Genomic DNA, 23,969 nt, shown 5'->3' with positions numbered 1-23,969 from the left:
CAGAAACCCGGTTTCTTCCTATATTTCTCGTCACTAAACGGAAAACTCCTAGAAACCGGGTTTCTAGCCCCCCCCAATGAGTCAGCCCTGAAACTAATGACTAATGACTCATGACCGAAAGCATCCAGGATACAAGCACCCGGATTCATTCCGAAAGCAGACTCAGTACCCAGAAATAAAAAACCTGTATCCGATAAAGGAGCCCCCGAATTTATCCGTGGGGTCAATGCTTCAATCTAAAATCTAAAATCTAAAATCTAAAATAGATTGACCATTTCCTTTGTGTTTTCGGCAGCCAGCGCTGATACTTCCTGGCAAATGGGAATCTCGATGACAAACTCTGCACCTTCCCCAGGCGTGGAAATACACTGCAATTTGCCTCGGTGCTTTTCAACTATAATCTGATAGCTGATTGACAGTCCCAAGCCTGTACCTTTGCCGACGGGTTTAGTAGTAAAAAATGGGTCGAACAATTTGCCAATGACTTCTTGATGGATTCCCATCCCGTTGTCGGCAATGCGAATTGTTACTGTGTCTGAATTGGCAATCGTGCTAATCCGAATTCTGTTGTGGTGAGCATATATTTCTTTTGAAGAATGAGTACTGTTGTACTCTTCGAGGGCGTCGATCGCATTTCCTAAAAGATTCATAAATACTTGATTGAGCTGACCTACATAGCACTCGACTGGTGGAAAACTGCCGTATTCTTTGATAATCTCAATCGCGGGACGAAGTACATTAGCTTTGATCCGGTGCTGCAAAATTAGCAAAGTGCTTTCGATTCCTTCGTGAATATCTACTCGCTTCATCTGCGATTCGTCGAGTCTGGAAAAGTTGCGTAAGGATACAACTAAGTCGCGGATGCGATCGGCTCCTACTTTCATTGATTCCAAAATCTTCGTAAAGTCTTCCATTAAGTAATCAACTTCAATATCTTCGGCTGCCTCTACAATTTCTGGGACGGGATTTGGGTATTTTTCCTGGTAAAGATGGAGCAAACCGAGCAAGTCTGCGGCGTATTGGCTGGCGTGGGTGATGTTGCCGTAAATGAAGTTAATCGGATTGTTAATTTCGTGGGCGACGCCGGCGACTAGCTGCCCGAGAGAAGAGATTTTTTCGGTTTGAATTAGTTGAGTTTGTGCTTGGTGCAACTCGTGGACAGCTTTTTCGAGCTCGGCTGCTTGCGATCGATACTGTCCCTCGGACTGCTTGAGTGCTTCCAAAACTTGGACTCGATCGCTAATGTCGGTGTGAGTTCCCACCCACTCGCGAACGCTGCCGTCGGCGGCCAAAATGGGGACGGCCCGCACCCAGAAGTTTCTGTAGCTGCCGTCTGCAGCCCGCAACCGATGCTCGACTTCGTAGAGACTTTTTGTTTCTATTGCCCGCATCCAAGCTTGTATTGTGCGATCGCGATCTTCTGGGTGCACTGATTTTATCCAGAAGTCCTTGTCTTCAGAACTCAAGCCCGTATAAGCTATCCAATCAGGCTCAGGTTTCTCGGCGATTCCGTTAGCGTCTGTCATCCAAACCATCTGTGCGGTGGCCATTGCCAGCGATCGATATCTTTCCTCGCTCAGACGCACGGATTCTTCCGCTTCTCGGCTGGCTGTCACGTCGCGCAAAATAGTTGTGAATATGATTTCGCCTGCCACTTCGAGTTTGGAAATAGAAGCTTCGGCGGGAAATTCCGTACCGTCTCGGCGGCGGGCGAAAATTTCTTTGCGGTTGCCCATTGTTCGGGCTTGTTGAACGTTGTCGCCGGAATTGCTGACGAGGTGACTCTGAGGGGTGGCAAAAGCTTCGGGCAACAGCAGGCTCAGGGATTGCCCGATCGCCTCCGCTGCACTCCACCCGAAAATCCTTTCTGCACCTTGGTTGAACAGGATAATTTTTTGGTCAGCATCCACGGAAATAATCGCGTCGTCGGCAATTTCTACAATGCCGGCGAAACGAGCTTGAGACAGTTGCAGGGCTTTTTCAGCGTGTTTGCGATCACTGATGTCGCGGGCGATCGTCGAAATGTATGTGAGTTTGTCGTCCGGTGAGGAGTGGGATATGATGACTTGGCTGACGGGAATTTCGAGTCCCGATGCTGACACGAAGGCTGTTTCTCCGCTCCAAAAGCCTTCGGAAACAGCGGTGGCGATCGCTTGTTTCAAAGTGCTGTAGTCTGACGCTGCCGTGAATTCTAGAACTTGTCGCTTGGATATATCTTCGTTTTCGTCTATACCCACCATTTTTCTGCCGGCTTTGTTAATGTAAATGGCGCGTCCTTCGAGGTTGTAAGTACCTACAAAATCGGGGGTTGCTTCCAGAATTGCTGCCAGACTTCTGTTGGCGATTTCGGCTTTTTTGCTTTCAGTAATATCCCGCGCGATGGTAACTATACCGCTAATATTTCCTAGTCCGTCCCGGTAAGCACTTTTTGTAGAAAGAAATGTCCGCAAATTTCCTTTAACTGGCAGCTCTTCTTCGATGGCTTCCGTTGTTCCCGCTGCCAGAGTTGGGCGATCCGTTTTCCTAATATTGCCCGCAATTTCTGGCGGAAATAACTCGCTGTCATCTTTGCCGATAATGTCGTCTACAGACTTGCCAATTATACTGGCTCCCGCAGCATTAAGCATTAAGTAACGACCCTGAGTATCTTTGACAAATAGGGCTGCGGGCGTACTGTTGATGACTGCTATCAACAGGTTGTAGTTTTTTTGAAGCGCCTGCTTTGTTGTTTGAGAGTCGAAAATTTGCTGCTGCAATTGCTCGTTGGTGATTTGCAGTTGGAGAGTCCGTTTCTCAACTTGATTTTCTAAATCAGATTTAGCTTTCCTCAGTCCCAGTTCCGCTCGATAGCGCTTCCGGTCGGCGGTGCAGAGAGTTTTGGCATTCTGCCAAATCATAACTGTAAAAATAATCACGTTCAATACGCTTAACAGCGATATCCCTACCTCCGGCGTGTAGGCTTGTAACCGCTCTCCCGATAGGATCAAATAACCGACTAAAGGCGGGATAATGATTGCCCGTGGCAACAAGCGCCTCGCCATGATGCCGCCCGCGCGATCGCTCGTCATTACTGCTATCAATCCTCGCTCTGGACTGGCAAATAAAATGCCGAAGCTCAGCAACATAAATGCTGCGGAGGTGTGCAAAGCCATGCCTGTATTTTTGCCAATTTGGTAAAATAAAGCTTTGTCGTAGAAATAGCCTATCAAACCCGTAAATGCAATTAAAAATGCTGAACAGCTTAAGATTTGAATCCGCAGGTATTTAGGCCGACGTTCTGACAGCAGCAGCAGCGCTGTTCCCAGCAATAAAAAAGCACCAGCAGTATTCGGTGCCATGCGTCCTGGTGTTCCGGTGATTCTCAATGTGTAACTTTCTTTAAATAGCAGTTGGTCGATGCCTAAGTCTAAATTAAAGCTATATTGAACTAGGGTTAATAGGCTAATTAATATAATTAAAAATGAGGATACTAAAATTAAATTTTTGTAATTTTTTTGAGGCTTTCTTGCTGTTAATTTGGCACGCCGGATCTGTTGGATGAATAGAGAAAACCCGCCCAAAATAAAGCAGACCGCAGTATTGGCTTTCATCGTCACGAGTCCGGGCAGAATGCTTTTTAAGATTTGCAGATCGAATATCCAACCCAAAAGGACTGTACAGCCGATCGCCATTACTGCAATACTCGCTTTTTTGGAAAAAGACTCGACAGCAGCCATTCGGGTTGAGGGCCTTTGCAGTTGTTGTGCTCGTTCAAAAACTTCCAATTTCTCGATCCCTCTAATTATTTAGTTTCTACGTATCTAAGGTAACAATAAACACTCTAGTGATAGTGTTGCCTACTATACAAAGCTGCTTAAGATTTTCTCAAAGCTGCTAATCATAAAATATGAATTATTTTATCTAACTTTAGAGAGATCGTCAAATGAAGGTTTAAGGCTCTTATGTAGAAGGCATTCGGCAGAATTGACTAATTTTTTATGTGTAAATTTTAATAAAAAATTCCTTGTTCCTTGTTCGTTGTCCCTTCGATTTCGGAAATTGGCGGCCGAATCATCGGCAAGACGGAGTGTTTTTACTCAGTATATCGAGGGCTAATGGTAGCGGATGAATCACTGTGCAACAAGATCACTCGCATTGTAAATCGGCTGCTATGGCTGTGGGAAATGTGGCACAACAGAGAAGACTCGGCGGTTGAAACCGCTACTACAAAAACAAAGTCCCAACAGAGAGGGACTATCATAGGGGATATTAAAGTCGGAGTTGGTAACTGTCAACTGTCAACTGTCAACTGTCAACTGACAACTGACAACAGTCAACTAACTCCCAAGTTTTGAAGTGCTTCCAAAGCTTCGGTTGCTGACGGGTAACGCTGGGGGAAAGCGTACAGCACCATCTGGTCTAAAACGCAAGCCAACTCCGGGGTGACAGTTGCATTTTTCTGCCAGATGAGATTCCCTAAATTATCAACTCTGAGTTGTTTCGGGCGCATTCCTGTCAAGGCTTGAATCCCCATAAGCCCGACAGCATAGATGTCACTGCACAATTTCGGGGAACCGATGGCTTGTTCCGGGGGAATATAATCTTGCTGAGTACCGCCACGCGATTTCGTTTGACCGATGCTGTTTTGTGAAGTGTTGATTTCTTTAACGGCCCCAAAATCAATTAATACCATTTTGTTATCAGATGTGCGCCTGATTAAGTTTTGAGGGTGAACGTCGCGGTGAATTACATCTTGTTTGTGAACAAAAACAAGCACTTCCAAGATATCTTTCAACAAAGCAATAACCTGATGCTCTTCCCAGGGTTGACCTTCGATTAGTTCTTGATACAAGGGTTGCCCTTCGATGAATTGATAGACTAAATAAAAATATCCATCTTCTTCAAAACGAGCTAACAATTCTGGTATCCGATCGTGTTGGCCCAATCGATATAAAACCCGCGTTTCTCGATCGAATAACTGGCTGGTTCTCTCAGACTGGCTTTTCAGGCGCTTGACGAGGCACAAAGGTCGATCGGGCAAATTTTCATCTTCAGCCAGATAGGTATCGCTGTACTCGGTGTTCACCAAATGTTCTCTAATTCGGTAACGCATCCGCAGCAGCTTTTGCAACATGGGATCGACAGAATTAGCTGGTTGTGTGCCTTTTTGTACAGCTCTCATGATGCAGTCCCAAAGATTTGCTCCGACTACTCTTTCTTCTTGTCCAATAATTTCTGCTTGCTTCAGTACCTTGGTGAGGTCTTTCCACAAGTTGTAGCCGACATACCGCCCCAGGTAGCCCACTGTGTACCCGCGGGCGATCGGATCGTTTTGCTGAATTTCTTGGTACGTCAAACCCCCTACAACACCTCGAATTATCGACTGTTGCAACCGACTCAGGTGTTTTTCCGTTTGTTCGTATACCAGATTGTCCAAAAAAATTATTGCTTCTTCTACCGTCATAGTTTCATGGCTTAAGTTAGTTGTGCAGCAGCAACACATTTGGTTTTTATATTTCTGTTATAGACGGTTGGGTTAAAATTTACTAGGTTTTTTGATTGGTGAAATATATCTTGATAAATATGACTTTTATGAATCAAGATTGTGAATTATATGAAATTCATTTACTTGACAAATGGTTGATGTGTTAAGTTGAATAAACTGATTTTTCTCAGAGAGGAGCTTAGAGATATAACAATCCTCGCATCATTTGTGAATTTCTTACGGACTCCCAGCGGGTTCGGGGAGGGTTGGGGTGGAGTAAAAAATTTACGACTCCTGCAAGGATTGCTATATAAGGGTTATTTAAGCCGACATGATAATCTGTGGTGCATTGAGATGGGAATTATCGGGCGGGCGCTCCTGGCCACCCGACAATAGTTTAAAGAAACAAGATAGTAAAAATTAGATTCGCGCCTGCTTATTAACAGTTAACTGTTAATTCTTAATCTTGTTCACATAGCCCCACAAACTGTAATCGCGACTCAGCCAACCCCGGAAAAAAGCCATCTGAGTCGGATCTTCTTGCACCCTTTTGTAGCGGTAAATAATTCGTTCATTAATCATTTGCAGCGCGGTATTTCTGTTATTTGCCCCTTTCAGCGCTTCCTTGGTGCGCGGGTCAAAAACTCCCGTTTGTGGCAATCCTAATGCTTGCTGAAGAAAGGTAATTGAGTTATTAATACCGAAATTAACGGCGGTGTCAAACATGACGATCGCCAAAGCCGGCTGCATCGTGCCCGAGAGGCTCGAATCCCAGTAATATTTATAAATTTCTAGGAGCTCTGCTTCCGACATCTGCGTCACGTCAAGGGGCGGAAGCCCACGACTGTAGCGGTAGGCGTTGTATTCCGTTTGCAAGACGCCCCGATAAGTTCTGCCGCCCTTATCGGCAGGGTGATTGCTGAATCCACCCTCAAAATATAGGGTGAAATAAAGAGCAGTTTGAAATAATTTCTGCCGAAAGCTGGCTGTCTGCTGCTGCTGTGCGAAAGTCTTTTGGGCAAAGGGTAAGGGGATTGCTAAGGTTAACAAGAGTATCCCCAGCAGGAGGTTTGGTTTCCACTTGATCTTATGTTGGCGCTGTGTCGCTTGCTTGTCGCTCATAAATTCTCTGTGACGATCGCCCGTAATTCCGCTAAAACTGCTACTCTGCAAAATAATATAGATTCAACCTTTAACTTGATAGCACAGATAGGCCGCAAAATGAATTCCGATTTTCGCAACCAATCCGAAACACCTCAGTTTGAAGATGCTGCATCGCTGACAGTCGCTGCAGAAACCTATTACTCTCAAGGCAATTTAGCAGCAGCCGTCGCTGCTTGTCGCCGAGCTCTGGAATTGCAACCGGATTGGGCGGCGGCTTACGTGACAATGGGCAATGTGCAGCAAGCAAGCGGCCAAATTGAGGAAGCGATGCGGTTTTATTCCGAGGCGATCGCTCTGAATCCGGATTTTGCTGAGGCTTATGCTAATTTGGGCAGTATGCTTTACAAACAAGGGCATTTGGTGGAGGCGGTTGTCAATTACGAAAAGGCGATCGAACTTAAACCGAATTTGGCTGCTGCTTACTGGAATTTGGCAGGGGCACTGAAGCAGCAGGGGCAGCAGGATGCAGCGGTAGCATACGAGCAAAAAGCTCTCGAACTCAATCCCCACCTTGCTCAGGTAGATTTTCACTTAAATTTAGGAGATACATTAGCGCAGCAAGGGAAGTTAGATGAGGCGGTGGCTGCATGGAAGCAGGCGATCGCATTCAAACCCGATTTAGCCGAAGCATACTGTCAAATTGGCCGAGTTTTGCGCCACCAGGGTCAATTTAAAGACGCAATACCCAACCTTCAAAAAGCTCTAGAAATTAAACCCGATTTTATTTCTGCCCACCAACATTTGTGCGACATCCTCAGAGATAGTAGCGATTTAGCTGCCGCGCGGCAAGCCGTGCACCACTACAGCCAAATGTGTGCAGAAACCGATCCAATTATGACCGCGATTTACTTCATCAGCACCTATCAAGTGTCGGGATTAAATCAAATTGCGGGCGATCGATTTTTAGAGCTAGAGTCGTACTTAGAGCAAAACTTAGAAACCGCTAGCCCGGTGGAAATTAAATCGCTTTATGCAAACTTGTTATTCAGCACGCCCTATTTGCGAGATGACTTGGCGGCCAACTCCAAACTTTACAGATTAATTGCCCAAAAGTATATCGACCAATGTATTAAACCTAATTTTTCTCAACCCGCAAATTACAGCTTCAAACCAACGGTTCCATCCAGCAAGTTAAAAATCGGCTTTTTGTCCAATCACTTTAGCCGCCATTCTGTAGGCTGGTGCAGCGCGGACATCATTCGCGAATTGTCCGACATCACACCCAATGTGTACTTGTACGCTTCGGAAAAAATTATTCCTGACGCTCTCACTAAGCAATTTGAAACTTGGGGAAAACTCACTTTTCCGACCACCTACCCGAACGGACTTGCCAATTCCGCAGAAATTATCGACCAAATTCAGCAAGATGAATTGGACGTTTTAGTTGATTTAGATTCTCTCAGCGTACCAGTTCACGCTGATATTCTCTACCAAAAACCCGCACCAGTTTGTGTTTCTTGGCTGGGATTTGACGCCCCTTACATATCGCCGGAAAATTACTTTCTTACAGACTGGCACTCGCACCCTGCAGACAGGGAAAAATATTATGACGAGCAGCTAATTAGGATGCCTGATTCCTTTGTCGCGGTGTCGGGTTTTCAGAGATATGGAGTCGATCCCGTTGCATTGAGAAGATCGCATCGAATCGGTTTGGATCAGATAGTTTACCTGTGCGTCGCTCCCGGCAGAAAATTCAATAGCGAGTTGGTAAAAGCACAAATTGCGATTCTCAAAGAAGTGCCGAACAGTATCTTAATTCACAAAGCTTTAGGCGATGCTGCCGTGTTTGAGGCTGCATATCACCAAGCTTGCGAAGCTGAGAAAGTGAGCAAGCACCGAATTAAGTTTTTGCCGAGGTTTGCTACTGAGGAAGAACACAGAATTATCTATTTGCTGGCAGATGTTTTGTTAGATTCTTATCCTTACAACGGAGGAACTCAAACTTTAGAGGCTTTGTGGTCTAATTTGCCAGTGGTGACTCGCACAGGAGAGCAATTTTTGTCGAGAATGGGTTATTCGTTTTTGCAGACTTTGGGAATTGAAACAGGCGTGGCTTTGTCTTGGTCGGAATATGTGGAAGTGGGTGTAAAATTGGGCAAAGATCGTGAATTGAGAAATGCAATTAAAGCACAGTTGGTGAAATCTAAAGATCCAGCCAATTTGTCGCCACTGTGGAATCCGAAAAAGTTTGCTGGTGATATGTATGCGGTCTTGGAAAAATTATGTAAGATCGGATAAATGCTGGCTAGTGACTGCTGACTAATGACTACTGACTAATGACTAATGACTAATGACTAATGACTAATAACTAATGACTTCAACACTGCCAACTATTAAGTTTTTGAAACAGCCGACTTCGGAAGCTTGGGTGCAACAGGCGATCGCCCATTTGGATACAATCTTATTAGACCATTCTCACTGCGAGCGGAAAGCGGCAGGAGTAGCGTTAAATTTAATGTTTCGCTACCCAGCAAGGGAAAAATTGGTGAGGATGCTAACGGCGATCGCCCGCGAAGAATTAGAGCATTTCGAGCAAGTCAACCAGCGGTTAGAAAAGCGCAGCATCGCTTTGGGCCCTTTGGCCGCACCTCCCTACGGTGCAGGTTTGTCCGCCCAAATTCGCAAGCAGGAACCGGAGAGACTTTTGGATTCTTTGTTAGTTTCTGGTTTGATAGAAGCGCGCAGTCACGAACGGTTGGGGCTGCTGGGCGATCGCTGTCCCGACGCAGAATTAGCTAAGTTTTACCGCAGTTTGATGGCTTCGGAAGCGCGCCATTACGGGGTATATTGGATTTTGGCAACAACTTATTTCGATCGGGATATTGTGATGCAGAGGTTGGAGGAATTATCATTAGTAGAGAGCGAGTTGCTGGCAAGTCTTCATCCTGAACCGAGAATTCACAGTTAAAAGCTAGGTGCATTTAAAAACTGTAAAAAAAATTAGTAAGTTTACAGTTGCTAAAGTCAACAAATAAATATTAAGTTGCAACCACCCATGAAAACCCAACATCTGGATTTTTTAATTCGTTCCTGGGAAACGCGCGATCGCGCTGAGGCGTTCTATTTAATTAGGGATGTTTTAGCAGAGTACGGTTTAAAATGCGAACCTCACGGGGCAGATCGAGATGTCTATGATGTAGAACTACATTATCATAATCAAGGCGGCGAATTTTGGGTAGTTGAACGGCAGGATAAAATAGTGGGTACGGCGGCTTACTATCCGATTGAGCGCGGAAATCATGCTGTGGAAATTCGCAAAATGTATATTTTGCCAGCAGCAAGGGGACAGGGTTTGGGGAAATTTTTACTGAAAGAATTGGAAAGTAAAATTATCGCTCGTGGCTTTGAGGAAATCTGGATAGAAACTGCTAGCATTCTCAAAGAAGCTGTGAAAATGTACGAAAATAGCGGATATCTACCGACAACTGGTGTGGAGACGCCAAGGTGCGATCGGGTTTACGTAAAATATCTAGGTATACAAAATATATAATAAGGTTGGGTTTCTGTAAACAATGATTAATTTACTCAGTTTCAATGCACAACAGCAAAGAGTTGTTTGGCGAGGCATTTCTGCCTTAATCTTCTGCCTTACTTTCGTACTGATTAGTTATTTTGTGATAGCGCTGCCCCTACCGCCCTTCCATAGCGCAGAGTCGCGCCTAATCTTCGCCCTTCGCTGCCCAATTTTTCCGGTACTGATGTTATTGGCCGGCATAGTTGCAGTTGGTAATGGTAGATTTAGCAGCCCAGCCATCAACCCTTTAGCAAATGCCGAATCAGAAGCAATGCGGATTAATTTACGTTGTCTGAGCAACACTCTAGAGCAATTTGTGCTGTTTTTTGTAGGCAGTTTAATCCTTTCTACCTTTTTAGATACTTACAGCATCAAGCTGATGCCAATTTTGGCAATTGTGTTTGTTTTGGGAAGAATGGCGTTTTGGATAGGCTATCTCAAAGAGCCGATAGAACGAGCTTTTGGCCTGGGAGTTACTCTGTATCCTACTATTGCCGTACTATTTTTCAATAGCTGAGGGATTTGAGATTTTTTTGAAATAAGACTTATGCTTTGATTCGTCCTGTGAAACCATAAAATTAGGAGAAAAACAAATGACTATCCTCACCAACAACTCTCCATCTCAAAATCATGAGACCAACAAAGTTTTAGACGGCCCTAAAGATAATAGATTTGTTCAGACAGTGCGGGGGATTTTAAATCCTCTGTATTATTTAGAACGAAACTATAAAAGCTACGGTGACATTTTTACCAGCAAATTCAGCAATTTTCCGCCCCAGGTAATTATTAGCAATCCTCAAGCTATTCAAGAAATTTTTACAGCGGATTCCAAACTTTTTGAATCCGGTACGGGAAACCAGATAGCGCTACCTTTAGTAGGCCCCAATTCGTTATTGTTGTTAGATGGCGATCGACATTTGCAGCAGCGCAAACTTTTAATGCCACCTTTTCACGGTGAACGCATGAAAGCTTACGGACAAATCATCCGCAATACCACCGAAAAAGTAATTAATAATTGGACTCCAGGTAACTCGGTTATCGCGCAATCAACTATGCAGGAGATTTCCTTGGAAGTGATTTTGCACGCGGTGTTTGGGCTGAGCGAAGGAGAACGCTACCAGCAAATCCAGCAACTTTTTGTTAAGATGTTAAATTTTTTTAGCAATCCTTTGAGCGCGACATTTTTGTTTGTGAAGTCGTTACAACAAGATTTAGGTGCTTGGAGTCCTTGGGGAGGATTTCTGCGACAAAGACAGCGTTTAGATGAACTGATTTATCAAGAAATACGCGATCGCAAAACTCTATCTCAACCACTGGGAGAAGACATCCTGAGCTTGTTAATTTCAGCTCGTGACGAAGCGGGACAGCCGATGAGCGACGTTGAATTGCGGGATGAATTAATGACGATGTTATTCGCAGGACACGAAACTACAGCCACAGCTTTAGCCTGGGCTTTGTATTGGATTCACTACCTCCCAGAAGTCCGCGAGAAACTGCTGCAAGAACTCAATTCTATTGATTTGAAAAATTCCGATCCGGCGGAAATAACTAAACTCCCGTATTTGAATGCTGTCTGTTGCGAAACGCTGCGGATTTATCCGATCGTATTTTTTGCATTTCCGCGCATTCTGCAAGCTCCGATGCAGTTAATGGGTTATAATCTTCCCAAAGGAATGATAGTTTCTTCCTGTATTTATTTGGTTCACCACCGTCATGATATTTACCCGGAACCAAATTGTTTTAAACCAGAACGTTTTCTCGAACGTCAATTTTCGCCTTACGAATATTTGCCGTTTGGGGGAGGAAACCGCCGCTGTATTGGGGCGGCATTTGCCATGTTTGAAATGAAGTTAGTATTGGCAAAAGTGCTGTCACGATACTCTTTAGAACTTACAGAAAATAGTCCCGTGGTGCCAGTACGTCGCGGTTTGACAATGGCACCCGCTGGTGGTGTGCATCTGACGGTAAAGAATCGGATTTGAATCATATCAAATCCCATCGCTCGATGGGATTTGATATGATATGATATGATACCGATACAACGGGTTTTAATTTAATTTTTGCTGCAGAGGAATCTCGATCGCAAATTCGGAACCTTCTCCCACTACAGAATTGCAAGAAAGCTTGCCGCCGTGTTTTTCTACTATAATAGAGTGCGAAATGGCCAACCCTAAGCCAGTTCCTTTGCCAATGGGTTTAGTAGTAAAAAACGGGTCAAACAAGCGCTTCTGGACATCTTCGCTCATCCCAGGCCCGCTGTCAGCTATCCATATGGCAACGCTGTTATTGTCGGTTACTTGGGTGCGAATCGTAATTGCGAGATTTTTGGCGGTGCGATTGGATTCCTTCATCTCCATTTCCAATGCGTCTAACGCATTGCTCAACAAATTCATAAATACTTGATTTAACTGACCGGGATAACATTCAACTAAAGGCAAATTACCGTATTCTTTAATCACATTAATTGTCGGGTGATCAGCTTTATGTTTCAGGCGGTTTTGCAAAATTAGCAGCGTGCTTTCAATACCTTCGTGAATGTCAACTTGTTTTTTTTCGGCTTCGTCAAGTCTTGAAAAAGTTCGCAGGCTCAAAACTATGTCGCGGATGCGATCGGCTCCGACTTTCATAGATGCTAAAATTTTTGGTAAATCTTCAATGAGATAATCAATTTCAAAGTCATCCCTTGCATCTACAATTCTTGCGCTAGGCTGTGGGTATTCTTTCTGGTAAAGTCGCAGCATTTTTAGCAAGTTTTGAGTGTACTCGCTGGTGTAGCTGAGATTGCCGTAGATAAAATTAACTGGGTTGTTAATTTCGTGGGCGACACCTGCTACTAACTGTCCCAAACTTGACATTTTTTCACTTTGAATTAATTGAGTTTGGGTACGTTTTAGTTCGCGCAAAGTTTCTTCTAGCTGTTGAGTTTGAGCTTGAGCTAGTCGGGCCGCTTTGCGGGTTTGGGTGTACAGTTCAGCGTGGTCGATCGCGATCGCAATTTGATCGACCACCGCTTGCATCAGTTCGACTTCAGAGTCGCTCCAATTTCGCATGGACACAGCCTCATAGCAGGTAATTGCCCCAATATCGCCTGAAGCAGTTTGAACTGGCAGCGACAGCACTGAGTTAATTTTTAAGGCCTGGAAATTTTCGCGCACTTCTAAATCTTCAAAAGTGCTGACATCATCAATTCGCAGGATGTGTCGCTGCAAAATCTGTGGCAGGGCGACACTAGATTGATCCTCTACAGAATAAGTACCGAGCAAACTCGGCAAAGCTTCATTCTTCGCTTCGCAAACTATTTCCCAAACCGGAGGATTGCGGTTTGGGCGATACCAAGTGAACAGGCACCAATCTATGTGCATCAAATTGCGAATTTTTTGAACTGCGGTTTCTAAAATTGTGTCTAAATCTAAAGATGTGCGAATCTGGTTGGCAATTTGATTGAGCAGTTGTTGTCGTCTTGCTTGCTGTCTAAGGGCTTGTTCCGATCGCACTAATGTTTCTTCTGCAAGTTTGCGATCGGTTAAATCTTGGACGACTGCTTGGATCATTCTTTCATTTCCAACCTCGATGATTGTCAGCACGACTTCTGCGGGAAAATCAGTACCGTCTAAACGCTGATGAACCCAATCAAAACGGTGCTTTCCCCGCTCAAAAGCGATCGCTATCATGTCGTCAGCCATGCTCAAAGAATCTTTGCCGTTGGGTTGGAAAAGAGGTGAGAGTGTGCCAGGGTTTTGGCAGTACAACTGTTGCGGGGTAGTACAGCCGAATAGTTTTAGGGTGGCTGTGTTAGCATCGGTGATGGCATTGTCACATAGCATAAAAACAGGCAAACTGGTTAATTCGTAGAGCGATCGAAATTTGACTTCCGACTGCTGCAATGCGGCTTCTGTTTGCTTGCGATCGGTAATATCAGCAACCATTGCCAAGGCACCCACATAGCGTCCCTGTTTGTCGGCCAAGGAATTAGTAGAAACCATCGCCCACAAGTCCCTCCCGTCTCGGCGACGGAACTTAAAATCGAGCTGTTCGCGAATTCCTTCACGGCGGCGTTCGAGACTGATTTGTGCGATCGCCATGCCTTCTGCATCCATGAAAGCAAATAGCGACTGCCCGATCATTTCCTCTGGGCTGCAGCAGAGCAGATCGGCCATTTTTTTGTTGACAAAAGTAGTTTTACCCTCCGCATCTATGATCCAAATTCCTTCGTCCGCTGTCTCGACAATGCACCTATATTTCTCCTCGCTTTCTCTGAGTGCTTCTTCTGCTAATTGGCGAGCGGTAATGTTTTGAGTCATTAGCAATCCGCCGATAATTTCTTGCCGTTCGTTTCTGACTGGCAAAGCATAACCGAGGTAAACGCGATCGCTGTAAAAAAATTCTGTAACAACTGTTTCTCCTGCCAGTGCCGCCCGATAAGTTGGCTCGATATCAGTACAAACATCTGGCTCGAATACTTCCCAGATTGTCTTGCCTTCCATCAATTCTTTGACAAGCCCCACTGCTGCTAATTCTGTACCTTCTACTAGCGTGTAGCGCAGTTCTGGATCGAACAACATCACCGCACCGTTAGGAAAGTTGCTTGCCATAGTGCGGTAAAGCTGTTCGCTTTTTTGCAGCGCAGCTTCTGCTTGTTTGCGATCGCTAATGTCAACTACAACTGCACCGATGCCGATCGCCTCGCCATCTTTGTCTAGCAAGGGAAAATAAGAGCCTGTCAGGTGTCGGACAAACCCCGGCTTTCTTGGATTATCACCACTGATCTCGATATTAATTAGGGGTTGTTTCGTCCTCAAAATTTCTGCGTACAAATGCTCTATTATTGGAGCCATATTCGGCAATATTTCGCGTACAGTCTTGCCAATGTGTTCTACTGGACTCAGGCAATTTATTTCTGCGAGAAATTGATTAACTTGCACATACTGCAGTTGGGAGTCCAAAATGCAAAGTCCCGCCGGCGCCTCCTTCAAAAAGGCATCAAATAGTGCTTGTCTCTGTGCTAATTCTTGTTCTAAAGCTTTGCAAACGCTCAGATCTGTCAAAGATCCCATCATCCCCACAACTGCTCCCGTTTTGTCTTTCAATAGCGACAGCATCAGGTTCGAGGAAAATTTTTCTCCTGATTTACGGTGTGTTATAACTTCAATTTCATGCTCGCCTTTTTCTTGTAGCGGCTTGATGACTTGCTCTAACAAAAATTCTTGCTGTTCTGGCGGGTAAATTAGAGAAATGTGCTGTCCGATAGCCTCAGTTGCTTGATAGCCGTATAACTTTTGGCAGGCTTGATTCCAAATGGTGATCGAGCCGTCCATATCTGTAGAAATTACCGCCTCATGAATTTGGTCAATAATTTGACTTTGGAGACGTAATTTTTCTTGAGTTTGCTCCAGTTCGGAGATTTTTTCTGCGAGTAGCTTCTGAGTTTTTTCTAGTTCGGCAGTCTGCTTTGTCAGCAATTTTTCTAGATGTGAATTGCTGTGTGGCGACGCTGATTCCAGCGGAGCGCTATTTTGATCCCGATTATTAAAGATTTCTTCAACACTTAGCCAAATCGCGGACAGTCCCTCTGCTTCAATGGCCCGCTCGGAAACTCGCACGGGTACGAGATGCTGGTTTTTATGTTTGTATGCTGCTTCGCACAGGTGCGTGTGGCTATTTTTTGCTTGACATTCTAGATATTTTTCTGGGCCCGCGCACTGTGTTTGCTGAATTTCCCAGTAGTTGAGGTGGAGAGTTTCTGCAACTGTGCGGCCGATAATACTTGCAAAAGCTGGATTTACGTCGAGAAAAGTCCCGTCCGTCCGGCACAATGCCAGCCCTATCGGGCACAGTTCTAACAATTGGCAACAGGAGCGATTGCGCTTGGCTTTTCCTAACTGGCTTTGCATCTGACCTAGCTGGACTTGGTTTATTTAATTATATCTTTATTATCTTGTTTATTGCTGTGAGTTTTATCCTTGATTAAGGAAGAGAGAAGAAGGAAGAAGGAAGACTTCCTTCTTCCTTCTATTAATCGCGGGCAATACCTTCGGATCGGGCAGCCAACTGCACTGCACCGGCGACTGCAATGGCAACTCTTTCGTCAAAAACAGACGGTATAATGTGTTCTTTGTCAAGCTGAGAAGGACTGACTAAAGAGGCGATCGCATAAGCTGCTTCCAAATACATACTGGGCGTAATCGTGGTTGCTTTGCAGTCCAAAGCACCTCGAAATATCCCTGGAAATGCCAAAACATTGTTAATTTGATTCGGGTAATCGCTGCGTCCGGTTGCTATAATCGCTGCATCTTCCATAATTAATTCTGGCTGAATTTCGGGAATGGGATTAGCCATTGCAAAAACAATGGGATTTTCGGCCATCGAACGCACCATCGATCGGGTGAGTACGCCGGGGGCGCTGACGCCTAAAAATACATCGGCACCGGCGATCGCATCTTCCAAAGTACCGCTCGAAGGCACAGCAAATTCTAGTTTTTCTGGGTTCATATCCGTGCGGTCTTGGGAGAGGACGCCTTTGGAGTCACACATGATGATGTTTTGGGCACCTGCTTTACGCAGCAAGCGGGCGATCGCGACTCCGGCCGCACCGGCTCCGTTAATCACGATACACACTTCTGCGATGGTTTTTTTGACGATTTTCAAGGCATTAATTAATGCTGCCAAACTAACAATCGCAGTGCCGTGCTGGTCGTCGTGAAAAATCGGAATATCTAAGGTTTCCCGCAATCTTGCTTCGATTTCAAAGCAGCGGGGAGAAGAAATATCTTCGAGGTTAACGCCGCCAAAAACCGGGGCGATATTCTGCACTGTGCGAATAATTTCCTCGGTATCTTGGGTATTCAAACAGATAGGAAAGGCGTCAATACCTGCAAATTCTTTAAATAGCATGGCTTTGCCTTCCATGACTGGCAGTGCGGCGGCTGGGCCGAGGTTTCCCAGTCCCAAAACTGCGCTACCGTCGGTAACAATGGCAACAGTATTTTGTTTGATTGTGAGGTTATAAACTTGTTGCGGGTCATTGGCGATCGCAGTGCAGATGCGGCCGACTCCTGGAGTGTATGCCATGGCCAAATCCGACTGGCGTTTGAGGGAAATTTTGCTAACTACGCTGATTTTTCCGCCGCGGTGCAAGTTGAAAGTGCGATCGTACACGTCGATCACTCTGATATCTGGCAGTCCTTTCACTGCTTGCACTATTTCTTCGTTGTGTTCGAGGCTGGAGGCATCGACGTTGATATCGCGAACGGTAGTGGCGCGGGTTTGCTCGATCAAGTCGATTTGGCCGAAGTTGCCGCCGACAGATGCGATCGCGCTGGTGACTCTTGCCAGCATTCCCGGCTGGTTCGGCAGAGCAACCCGAATTGTTAAACTAAAGCTGGGGTTCGGTGTCAGTTTTACCATGATGTCTTGATTTCAGATTTGAGAATTTCAATCTTAGATTTTATCCCCAATGTTAGGCATAAAATTTAATAATTCAAATTTTCAACTGAAATTTTTAACAAATTCTATGAGCTTGTGGTACGATCGCTCTGCACTGCCAGGGGTGGCGCTGGAAAACAGCTCTTTTTTTCAGTAAAGCTTTGCTTTTTTTCTAGCTGGTTACCAGGAATTTCTTGATGGTACCCGCCACGTGATTTATCCGTGGAATCAATCCAAAATCAAAAATCAAAAATCCTCAAGCCCCCGCATTTATCCGTGGGGTCAATCTAAAATCTAAAATCTAAAATCTAAAATTGATTGACTCTCCTACAAACAGTCTATTTTCTGTCAATTTCCCAGCGAACCGCGAATATGAAGCGCGGGGGTAGAAACCTGGTTTCTGAGGTAAACCTGCGGAACTATTATCTATTTTTGAGAATATTTCTGCTTATTCTGAACCTCAGCAGATATTTCGCAAAAATCTATTTTCCAGCGATACCGCCAAATTCCTGCTGCTGTCTTTTGAAGCGAGACACCGAGGAGAGTTGATGCGGCTTTTTGGTGGCCTTTATTGGGAATGTAAAAAGTAGATGCACGGCTGTTTGAGCCGGCAGGTAAAAATCTGAGCTACTGACAAGCGGGCCTTTGATATATATTTTGTCTGCTTGTTTAACACTTGCCAAGGATTGCGAGTGCAACCTTGCAAACGATCGAATTACCTACACGCTTTGCCCGATAATTCCAGGGACTGTAACTAACAGACAATCTACCCCGCGCCACCACGAGCACAGCTTGGGCCGAACCGTGTTGAGTTGCTGGTTGCTAACTGTCAATTTTACCGATCGGCCGCAGCATCGGCCCATATAATTGTAAAGAATTTGCAAGCCAGACAATCTGGGGGAACTTTTTCTAAGTCTTGCAGATCTACCGGTTGCTCTGCTTCGCTGCCGGGGGGAACTATGCACAGGGCAACTTGTCCGACTCCAGCCATGAGTTCGGCAACTCGCTCCAAAATACTGTCCATTTTTTTCATTAGTTGCTCTGCTGCATCGAGACTCGGCGCGATAATGAAAAAGGTTTTGACTCCATCGGGACAGGGAGCGAAGCCGAGGGTACAGTCTCGTAATAGTGCTTCGGTGGAGAGACTGAAACCGTTGTAGAAGCGATCGATTACTGCTTGATAAAAGGCGATTGTCAGAGAGCGATCGCCAAAAATTGGTTGAGATAACATAACTACTTCCTTTCGTAGGATTTTCGGGTGCATTGAAAAAATTTTAACATACCTTAATGTAAGCGATTTAACTAAATGATCTAGCGATCGAGATCATGGACTTGATGTGACATTTTTTAATTTGTGTAGCGATCGCAACTGTGATAAAATGTACTCTGTGCTATCACGGCTAATGATTTTGATCGCATCCGCAGCTCAAAGCTAAGTACAAAATTTCCTACTAGGTGAGGAGAGGGGGATAGGCCCAGAGGGAGAGAACCAGAGGGAAATTACCTAAGTAGTAAGAGTATTATTGCCACAAAGTGCTTAATCTAGAGTTTAAAATAAACATCCAATCAAAATATTCAAGATGAACTCGATCGCCCAACAGTTAAAAGCAAAATTTGAAAAAGCATTCACCGCTGCATTCGGCGAAAGTTATGCAGGTGCAGATCCGATGCTAGCCGCCGCCAGCAATCCCAACTTTGGGGACTTTCAGTGCAACGCCGCGATGAGTTTGGGGAAAAAGTTAGGAAAGCCGCCACGGGCGATCGCCTCGACAATTATCGAAAACCTAGATATTACGGACATCTGCGAAACCCCAGAAATCGCCGGGCCAGGTTTTATCAATTTGAAGCTGAAACCGGCTTATTTGGAAGCGCAAATTAGTGCGATCGCCGGCGACTCGCGTTTGGGGATTGAACCGGCGAAAACGCCTCAGACAATCGCGATCGACTTTTCGAGTCCGAATATAGCAAAAGAAATGCACGTCGGACACTTGCGATCGACAATCATCGGAGATGCGATCGCCCGCATCCTCGAATTTCAAGGCCACGACGTACTGAGAATCAACCACATCGGCGACTGGGGCACGCAATTCGGTATGCTGATCGCATACTTGCGCGAAGTTCACCCCGAAGCCCTCACAACCGCTGACGCCCTAGATTTAGGCGATTTAGTCGCATTTTACCGCCAAGCAAAACAGCGCTTTGACACAGACGAAACCTTCAAAGAAACCGCCCGCCAAGAAGTAGTAAAACTGCAAGCAGGCGCCGAAGACACCCGCCGCGCTTGGAAATTGCTGTGCGATCAATCGCGCCGCGAATTTCAAGTAATATACGACTTGCTCGATATCAAATTAACCGAACGCGGCGAATCGTTTTACAATCCATTATTGCCCGCCGTAGTGGAAGATTTAACCAATCTAGGTTTGCTAGTAGAAAGTGACGGCGCAAAATGCGTTTTTGTAGATGGTTTCACCAATAAAGAAGGCGAACCGCTGCCGCTAATCGTGCAGAAAACCGACGGCGGCTACAATTACGCCACAACAGATTTAGCAGCAGTGCGCTACCGGATACAAAAAGACAATGCAAAGCGCTTAATTTATGTTACAGATTCGGGACAAGCGAACCATTTTGCCCAAGTATTTGCAGTAGCGAGAAAAGCCGGTTGGATTCCTGATGATGTCGAAATTGTCCACGTCCCCTTCGGTTTGGTATTGGGAGAAGACGGCAAAAGAGCCAAAACTCGTTCTGGGGATACAGTACGATTGCGAGATTTGCTCGATGAAGCGATCGTCCGCGCCACCAAAGATTTGGAAGACAGATTAGTCACAGAAGAAAGACAGGAAACTAAAGAGTTTATAGCTAACGTAGGTCGCGTAGTTGGTTTGAGTGCAGTTAAGTATGCAGATTTGAGTCAAAACCGCGCCAGCAACTATGTATTTAGTTACGACAAAATGCTCGCATTGCAGGGAAATACGGCTCCTTATATGCTATATGCTTACGCGCGCGTGCAGGGAATTCGCCGCAAAGGTGAGATTAATTTTGATAATTTAGATGCTGGTGCGAAAGTGATTTTGCAGTCTGATGCAGAGTTGGTTTTAGCCAAACATTTATTGCAGTTGAGTGCAGTGATAAATGCGGTTGAGGGCGATTTGTTGCCGAATCGGATTTGTCAGTATTTGTTTGAATTGAGTCAAAAGTTCAATCAATTTTTTGAGCAATGTCCGGTTTTGAAAGCTGAGGAACCGTTGCGGACATCGCGGTTAATTTTGTGCGATTTGACGGCGAGGACTTTGAAATTGGGTTTGGAGTTGTTGGGGATTAAGGTATTGGAAAGAATGTAAGTTTTTAACTCTTGTGAAACAGGCAAGATTCAGGCGATGTAGGGGCGGGTTCACTAACAATAATTGCCTGAAACCAACCATCTCGAAAACCCGCCCCGGCCTGATTACTTGCTCTTTTATTTTAATGTCAAGAGAATTGTATTTTTCCCAAAAGGAAGGAAGGGTGGCAGATTTCATAACTCATTGAGTCTCATTTCCTGTGCCTTTCCTTCAGCAATTTCTTGTTTTGCGCGTTGGGCAGCAGCCACAAGTTGTGGTTGCGTTTTCTCGAAAGATTCCTCCCATTGAAGCTCATCTTTTAAGTCTGCGATATACTCTTTCAAGTATTCTGCTACTTGCTGCTGTAAAGTTTCTGGCAGAGACTGCATCATCTCGATCGCTGCATCAATTCCTTCCCACAGTTCAGAAAGCGGTACAGTCTCTCCTGTCATTGCTTCGTGCCATCCTTGGCGAAAACAGTCTTCGGTTGACTTCAGCGGTTCCTCATCCGCAAGAACAATAACGCGAACTCGGCGATCGGCAAATCTGGATGATTGGGCGAGAATTTCTTCCCACGTTCCCTCTAGTTCGAGTATTTTTGCTGTCATTTTTTTCATGGAATTGTGACTAAGTTTATTTTAGCGTGTGAAGAAGTGCGATCTAGTATAATGACAGTAGCTTAAGGAATTAGGGAGAAGAATTTAGAATTACTTTAATACCTTTTTCCAGTCTCTGAATTTCTGTCCATTGCGAATCAATCCAGTTTCTTTCAGCCTGACGTTGTGCAGGTGTTTCTTTCTGATATCTATCTTGCTTTTCGAGAAATTCATTGTAAAATCTCATGGCTTTAACTAAAGCTCTACTTCCATGGTATAATCTGTCATCAAAGATTGAATTGATGCAATTATCGACCGCGGTTGAAACCTGCTTTTTGAAATTTACAACCTCTTCCCAAAAAAGATCGCCTAAACGGTATTTCGATAAATCATCCAGAGCCGAAATAAGTGCAGACCTCAGTGATTGGGTATTCCCAGGCAAGTAAACATTCGGCTGCTCAAATTTATTTGCTATCTGGCTAAAAGTTGAATTCATCTGATGATTCCACACATCTTTTGTCTGCTTATCTAAATTTTGGAAATACTGGGTAAGCACTTTTAAGTTAATCGTGCTAAGGTCTTGATAAACCAGATCCAGGCTGCGCTTAATGATTTGATCTATTTCCATACAAACAAGATTCATCACGATGGGAATATCTTTAATAAAATCATCTTTTTCTTTCCAGCCAATTCCTTTTTTTTGTTTTTTGGCTGCATCAATAAACCACTTCTGTTTCACGCGGACATCAAATATTTTATCCCAATAATCTTGAGATTGAGCGAGCGCCGAACTTTGACATTGACGACCTAGTTCATTAATTCTGACATGACAGCCGCTCAGTTCCCCAAGCTGTTGCCATATTTCCTGTTTTGAAGCTTGGATAATCCCAAGTTTGCAAGTCCAAACGTCTTCAGCGTGATCGATATCGTTTCGGCATTTTTGCACAACTTTCTCAAGTCTGGTGGCTGATTCCCTCAATTCATCAAACCCAGGCTGGACAGACTTAATTACGGTTGTAGCAGATTTCTTAATTTCTAAGGATTTATCATCATCCGCCGCGACGAGAGCCGAATATTGGGCGATGTTCTGAAATGCTTGCATGAATTCGTTCATTTAAATAATTCCACTGTAGACTGACAGAGTTAACCATAATCAGATAATATATTATAATGTGTAATATTAATCGCTATTCAGGTAAAAAAATATGGTTTTTGTGTTTCCTCCTCACATACAGGCGGGTATTATCTCCGGCACTTATGAAGTCGTGAAGAATAGTGCAGGAGTATTATTGGGAATAGCTAGAGACAGGGCAACAGGTCACTTTGTAGGTGCCGCAATTGGGATGGTTGCCGAGCCGTTGTTAGCTATTCCAGATTTTGTATTAGGTGTAGGGCAAATGGTTCAAACAGATATGGGTTTTAAAGAAACTTACAGAAGACTAGATGTGATTGAGTATGGCTTAAAATCTCTTTCGGCTAATGTGGGCATTCTGTCAGCCTCTACTGCCGTCATTGGTGTCGGCGTGGTGGCCATCGCGGCATTGTCAGCCGTCAACCTTCATCAGACCTTGAAAATGAGGGAAGATATTAAGGAATTGAAGCTAACAGTTACACACGGCTTTATTGATATAGCGGCACTGCTGAAAGACGAGAAAGCAGAAGTTATTGCTGAAATTAAACTGTTAGCTGACAGCATTAATTTTGAGCAACATCGTTTAATCTTAAGTCGAGCTTATGAGAGATTTGCGATGGCACAGAGACTAATTCAAGATGCTTTATTAATGGAAGATAAACATACCAGAAATTCTACCTTAACAAGTGCACAACACATTTTAGCTAATGCTTTAGCTGACTATAATAATCCTGAGTTATTCAAAGCCACTTGTGCCGTGGGCTATCTTCGTAGAGTTGAATGTGCTTGGGCAATTGAGCAGACAATTTCATTAACTTATCAATTGCTGAACGAGCCTGCGTCTGTAAGTAATTCCCTTTCCCACCTCCAAGAAAGAATACGCCAAGACATTCTCACTGTGATTGAGCGCTGCACAAAAGATGAAATTGATTTTATATTTCCAGAAATCATACGAATTTACAATCAGGATCTAGCAGTTTTAAACTCTTGGCAAAATCAGGTAGATTGGATGCTAAGTTTATCGGCTGATGAGCGTAAACAATTGGCTAGTTTAAATATGGAAACGACACCAGTTTCAAATACTAATCAAGAAGTTGCTATAGTGGCAGAACCAGAAGAAATTGCGCTCTACGAAAACTTGCAGCAAAAATCCCACTTTAAATCACTACGCGATCAATTGCGATTTTTGATAAAACCTAGCTTGCGTCAACATCACGAGTTTTATATCAGTCAAAAAGCCAATACCTCTGGCTATAAAGCTTTAGCCCCCTCAAATTGGCAAGAAGTCAATGATTTAACTATTGCTAACCTCTACTGGTATTTTCAAGGAATGGAGTGAAGTTCAAAATATGTAGGTTGG

At 44.4% G+C, this 23,969-nt stretch carries 15 protein-coding genes; 7 read left to right on the top strand and 8 right to left on the bottom strand.

Annotated features, from left to right (window positions below; all coding sequences use genetic code 11):
- Window positions 1-257: 257 nt before the first annotated feature.
- From QT979_RS03055 to QT979_RS03045, 3 genes are all read right to left on the bottom strand, one after another.
- Window positions 258-3,716, bottom strand: coding sequence for a PAS domain S-box protein (locus QT979_RS03055; RefSeq protein ID WP_333308072.1), 3,459 nt, complete (start codon window positions 3,714-3,716; stop codon window positions 258-260).
- A 596-nt stretch (window positions 3,717-4,312) separates the two neighbouring features.
- Window positions 4,313-5,443, bottom strand: coding sequence for a serine/threonine-protein kinase (locus QT979_RS03050; protein WP_333308070.1), 1,131 nt, complete (start codon window positions 5,441-5,443; stop codon window positions 4,313-4,315).
- A 474-nt stretch (window positions 5,444-5,917) separates the two neighbouring features.
- A complete protein-coding gene (locus QT979_RS03045; protein ID WP_333213169.1) occupies window positions 5,918-6,586 on the bottom strand; it encodes a glycosyl hydrolase 108 family protein in 669 nt (222 codons plus the stop codon).
- 99 nt (window positions 6,587-6,685) lie between these two features.
- Between QT979_RS03045 and QT979_RS03040 the strand changes: the two genes are divergently transcribed.
- The 5 genes from QT979_RS03040 (at window position 6,686) to QT979_RS03020 (ending at window position 12,124) form a co-directional block, all read left to right on the top strand.
- Complete coding sequence (locus QT979_RS03040; protein WP_333308068.1) at window positions 6,686-8,866, top strand: tetratricopeptide repeat protein; 2,181 nt, start codon at window positions 6,686-6,688, stop codon at window positions 8,864-8,866.
- A 73-nt stretch (window positions 8,867-8,939) separates the two neighbouring features.
- Entirely contained in the window at window positions 8,940-9,536 is a 597-nt protein-coding gene (locus QT979_RS03035; protein WP_333042132.1) for a tRNA isopentenyl-2-thiomethyl-A-37 hydroxylase MiaE, read from the top strand.
- 87 nt (window positions 9,537-9,623) lie between these two features.
- The gene (locus tag QT979_RS03030; protein WP_333213155.1) at window positions 9,624-10,118 is read left to right on the top strand and encodes a GNAT family N-acetyltransferase; all 495 of its coding nucleotides are present in this window, start codon (window positions 9,624-9,626) and stop codon (window positions 10,116-10,118) included.
- 22 nt (window positions 10,119-10,140) lie between these two features.
- Window positions 10,141-10,659 carry an MAPEG family protein gene (locus tag QT979_RS03025; RefSeq protein ID WP_333308066.1) on the top strand — a complete coding sequence of 173 codons (519 nt, stop codon included), beginning with the start codon at window positions 10,141-10,143 and terminating at the stop codon, window positions 10,657-10,659.
- A gap of 76 nt (window positions 10,660-10,735) precedes the next feature.
- A complete protein-coding gene (locus tag QT979_RS03020; protein WP_333213157.1) occupies window positions 10,736-12,124 on the top strand; it encodes a cytochrome P450 in 1,389 nt (462 codons plus the stop codon).
- Window positions 12,125-12,190: 66 nt separating this feature from the next.
- Here the strand turns inward: QT979_RS03020 and QT979_RS03015 are convergent, their stop codons facing one another.
- The 3 genes from QT979_RS03015 to QT979_RS03005 form a co-directional block, all read right to left on the bottom strand.
- Window positions 12,191-16,033 (bottom strand): PAS domain S-box protein, encoded by a 3,843-nt coding sequence (locus QT979_RS03015; RefSeq protein ID WP_333308064.1) that lies wholly within the window; start codon window positions 16,031-16,033, stop codon window positions 12,191-12,193.
- Between the two features lie 121 nt (window positions 16,034-16,154).
- Window positions 16,155-17,546, bottom strand: a complete 1,392-nt coding sequence (locus tag QT979_RS03010) for a malic enzyme-like NAD(P)-binding protein (RefSeq protein WP_333213159.1) — start codon at window positions 17,544-17,546, stop codon at window positions 16,155-16,157.
- Between the two features lie 853 nt (window positions 17,547-18,399).
- A complete protein-coding gene (locus tag QT979_RS03005; RefSeq protein ID WP_333160784.1) occupies window positions 18,400-18,795 on the bottom strand; it encodes a hypothetical protein in 396 nt (131 codons plus the stop codon).
- 349 nt (window positions 18,796-19,144) lie between these two features.
- On the opposite strand from QT979_RS03005, the gene argS reads away from it, so the two are divergent.
- Window positions 19,145-20,902: an arginine--tRNA ligase gene (argS, locus tag QT979_RS03000; protein WP_333308062.1), complete on the top strand. Its 1,758-nt coding sequence runs from the start codon at window positions 19,145-19,147 to the stop codon at window positions 20,900-20,902.
- A 173-nt stretch (window positions 20,903-21,075) separates the two neighbouring features.
- On the opposite strand, the gene QT979_RS02995 is transcribed toward argS, so the two are convergent.
- Window positions 21,076-21,489: a hypothetical protein gene (locus QT979_RS02995; protein WP_333308060.1), complete on the bottom strand. Its 414-nt coding sequence runs from the start codon at window positions 21,487-21,489 to the stop codon at window positions 21,076-21,078.
- Between the two features lie 79 nt (window positions 21,490-21,568).
- Entirely contained in the window at window positions 21,569-22,591 is a 1,023-nt protein-coding gene (locus tag QT979_RS02990; protein WP_333308058.1) for a hypothetical protein, read from the bottom strand.
- Between the two features lie 91 nt (window positions 22,592-22,682).
- On the opposite strand from QT979_RS02990, the gene QT979_RS02985 reads away from it, so the two are divergent.
- Window positions 22,683-23,948 (top strand): hypothetical protein, encoded by a 1,266-nt coding sequence (locus QT979_RS02985; protein ID WP_333308056.1) that lies wholly within the window; start codon window positions 22,683-22,685, stop codon window positions 23,946-23,948.
- Window positions 23,949-23,969: the final 21 nt, after the last annotated feature.

Source organism: Microcoleus sp. w2-18bC1 (assembly GCF_036700365.1).
GTDB lineage: Bacteria > Cyanobacteriota > Cyanobacteriia > Cyanobacteriales > Microcoleaceae > Microcoleus.
Note: the sequence above shows the minus strand (reverse complement) of the source record. Positions and strands in the feature narration are given on the sequence as shown.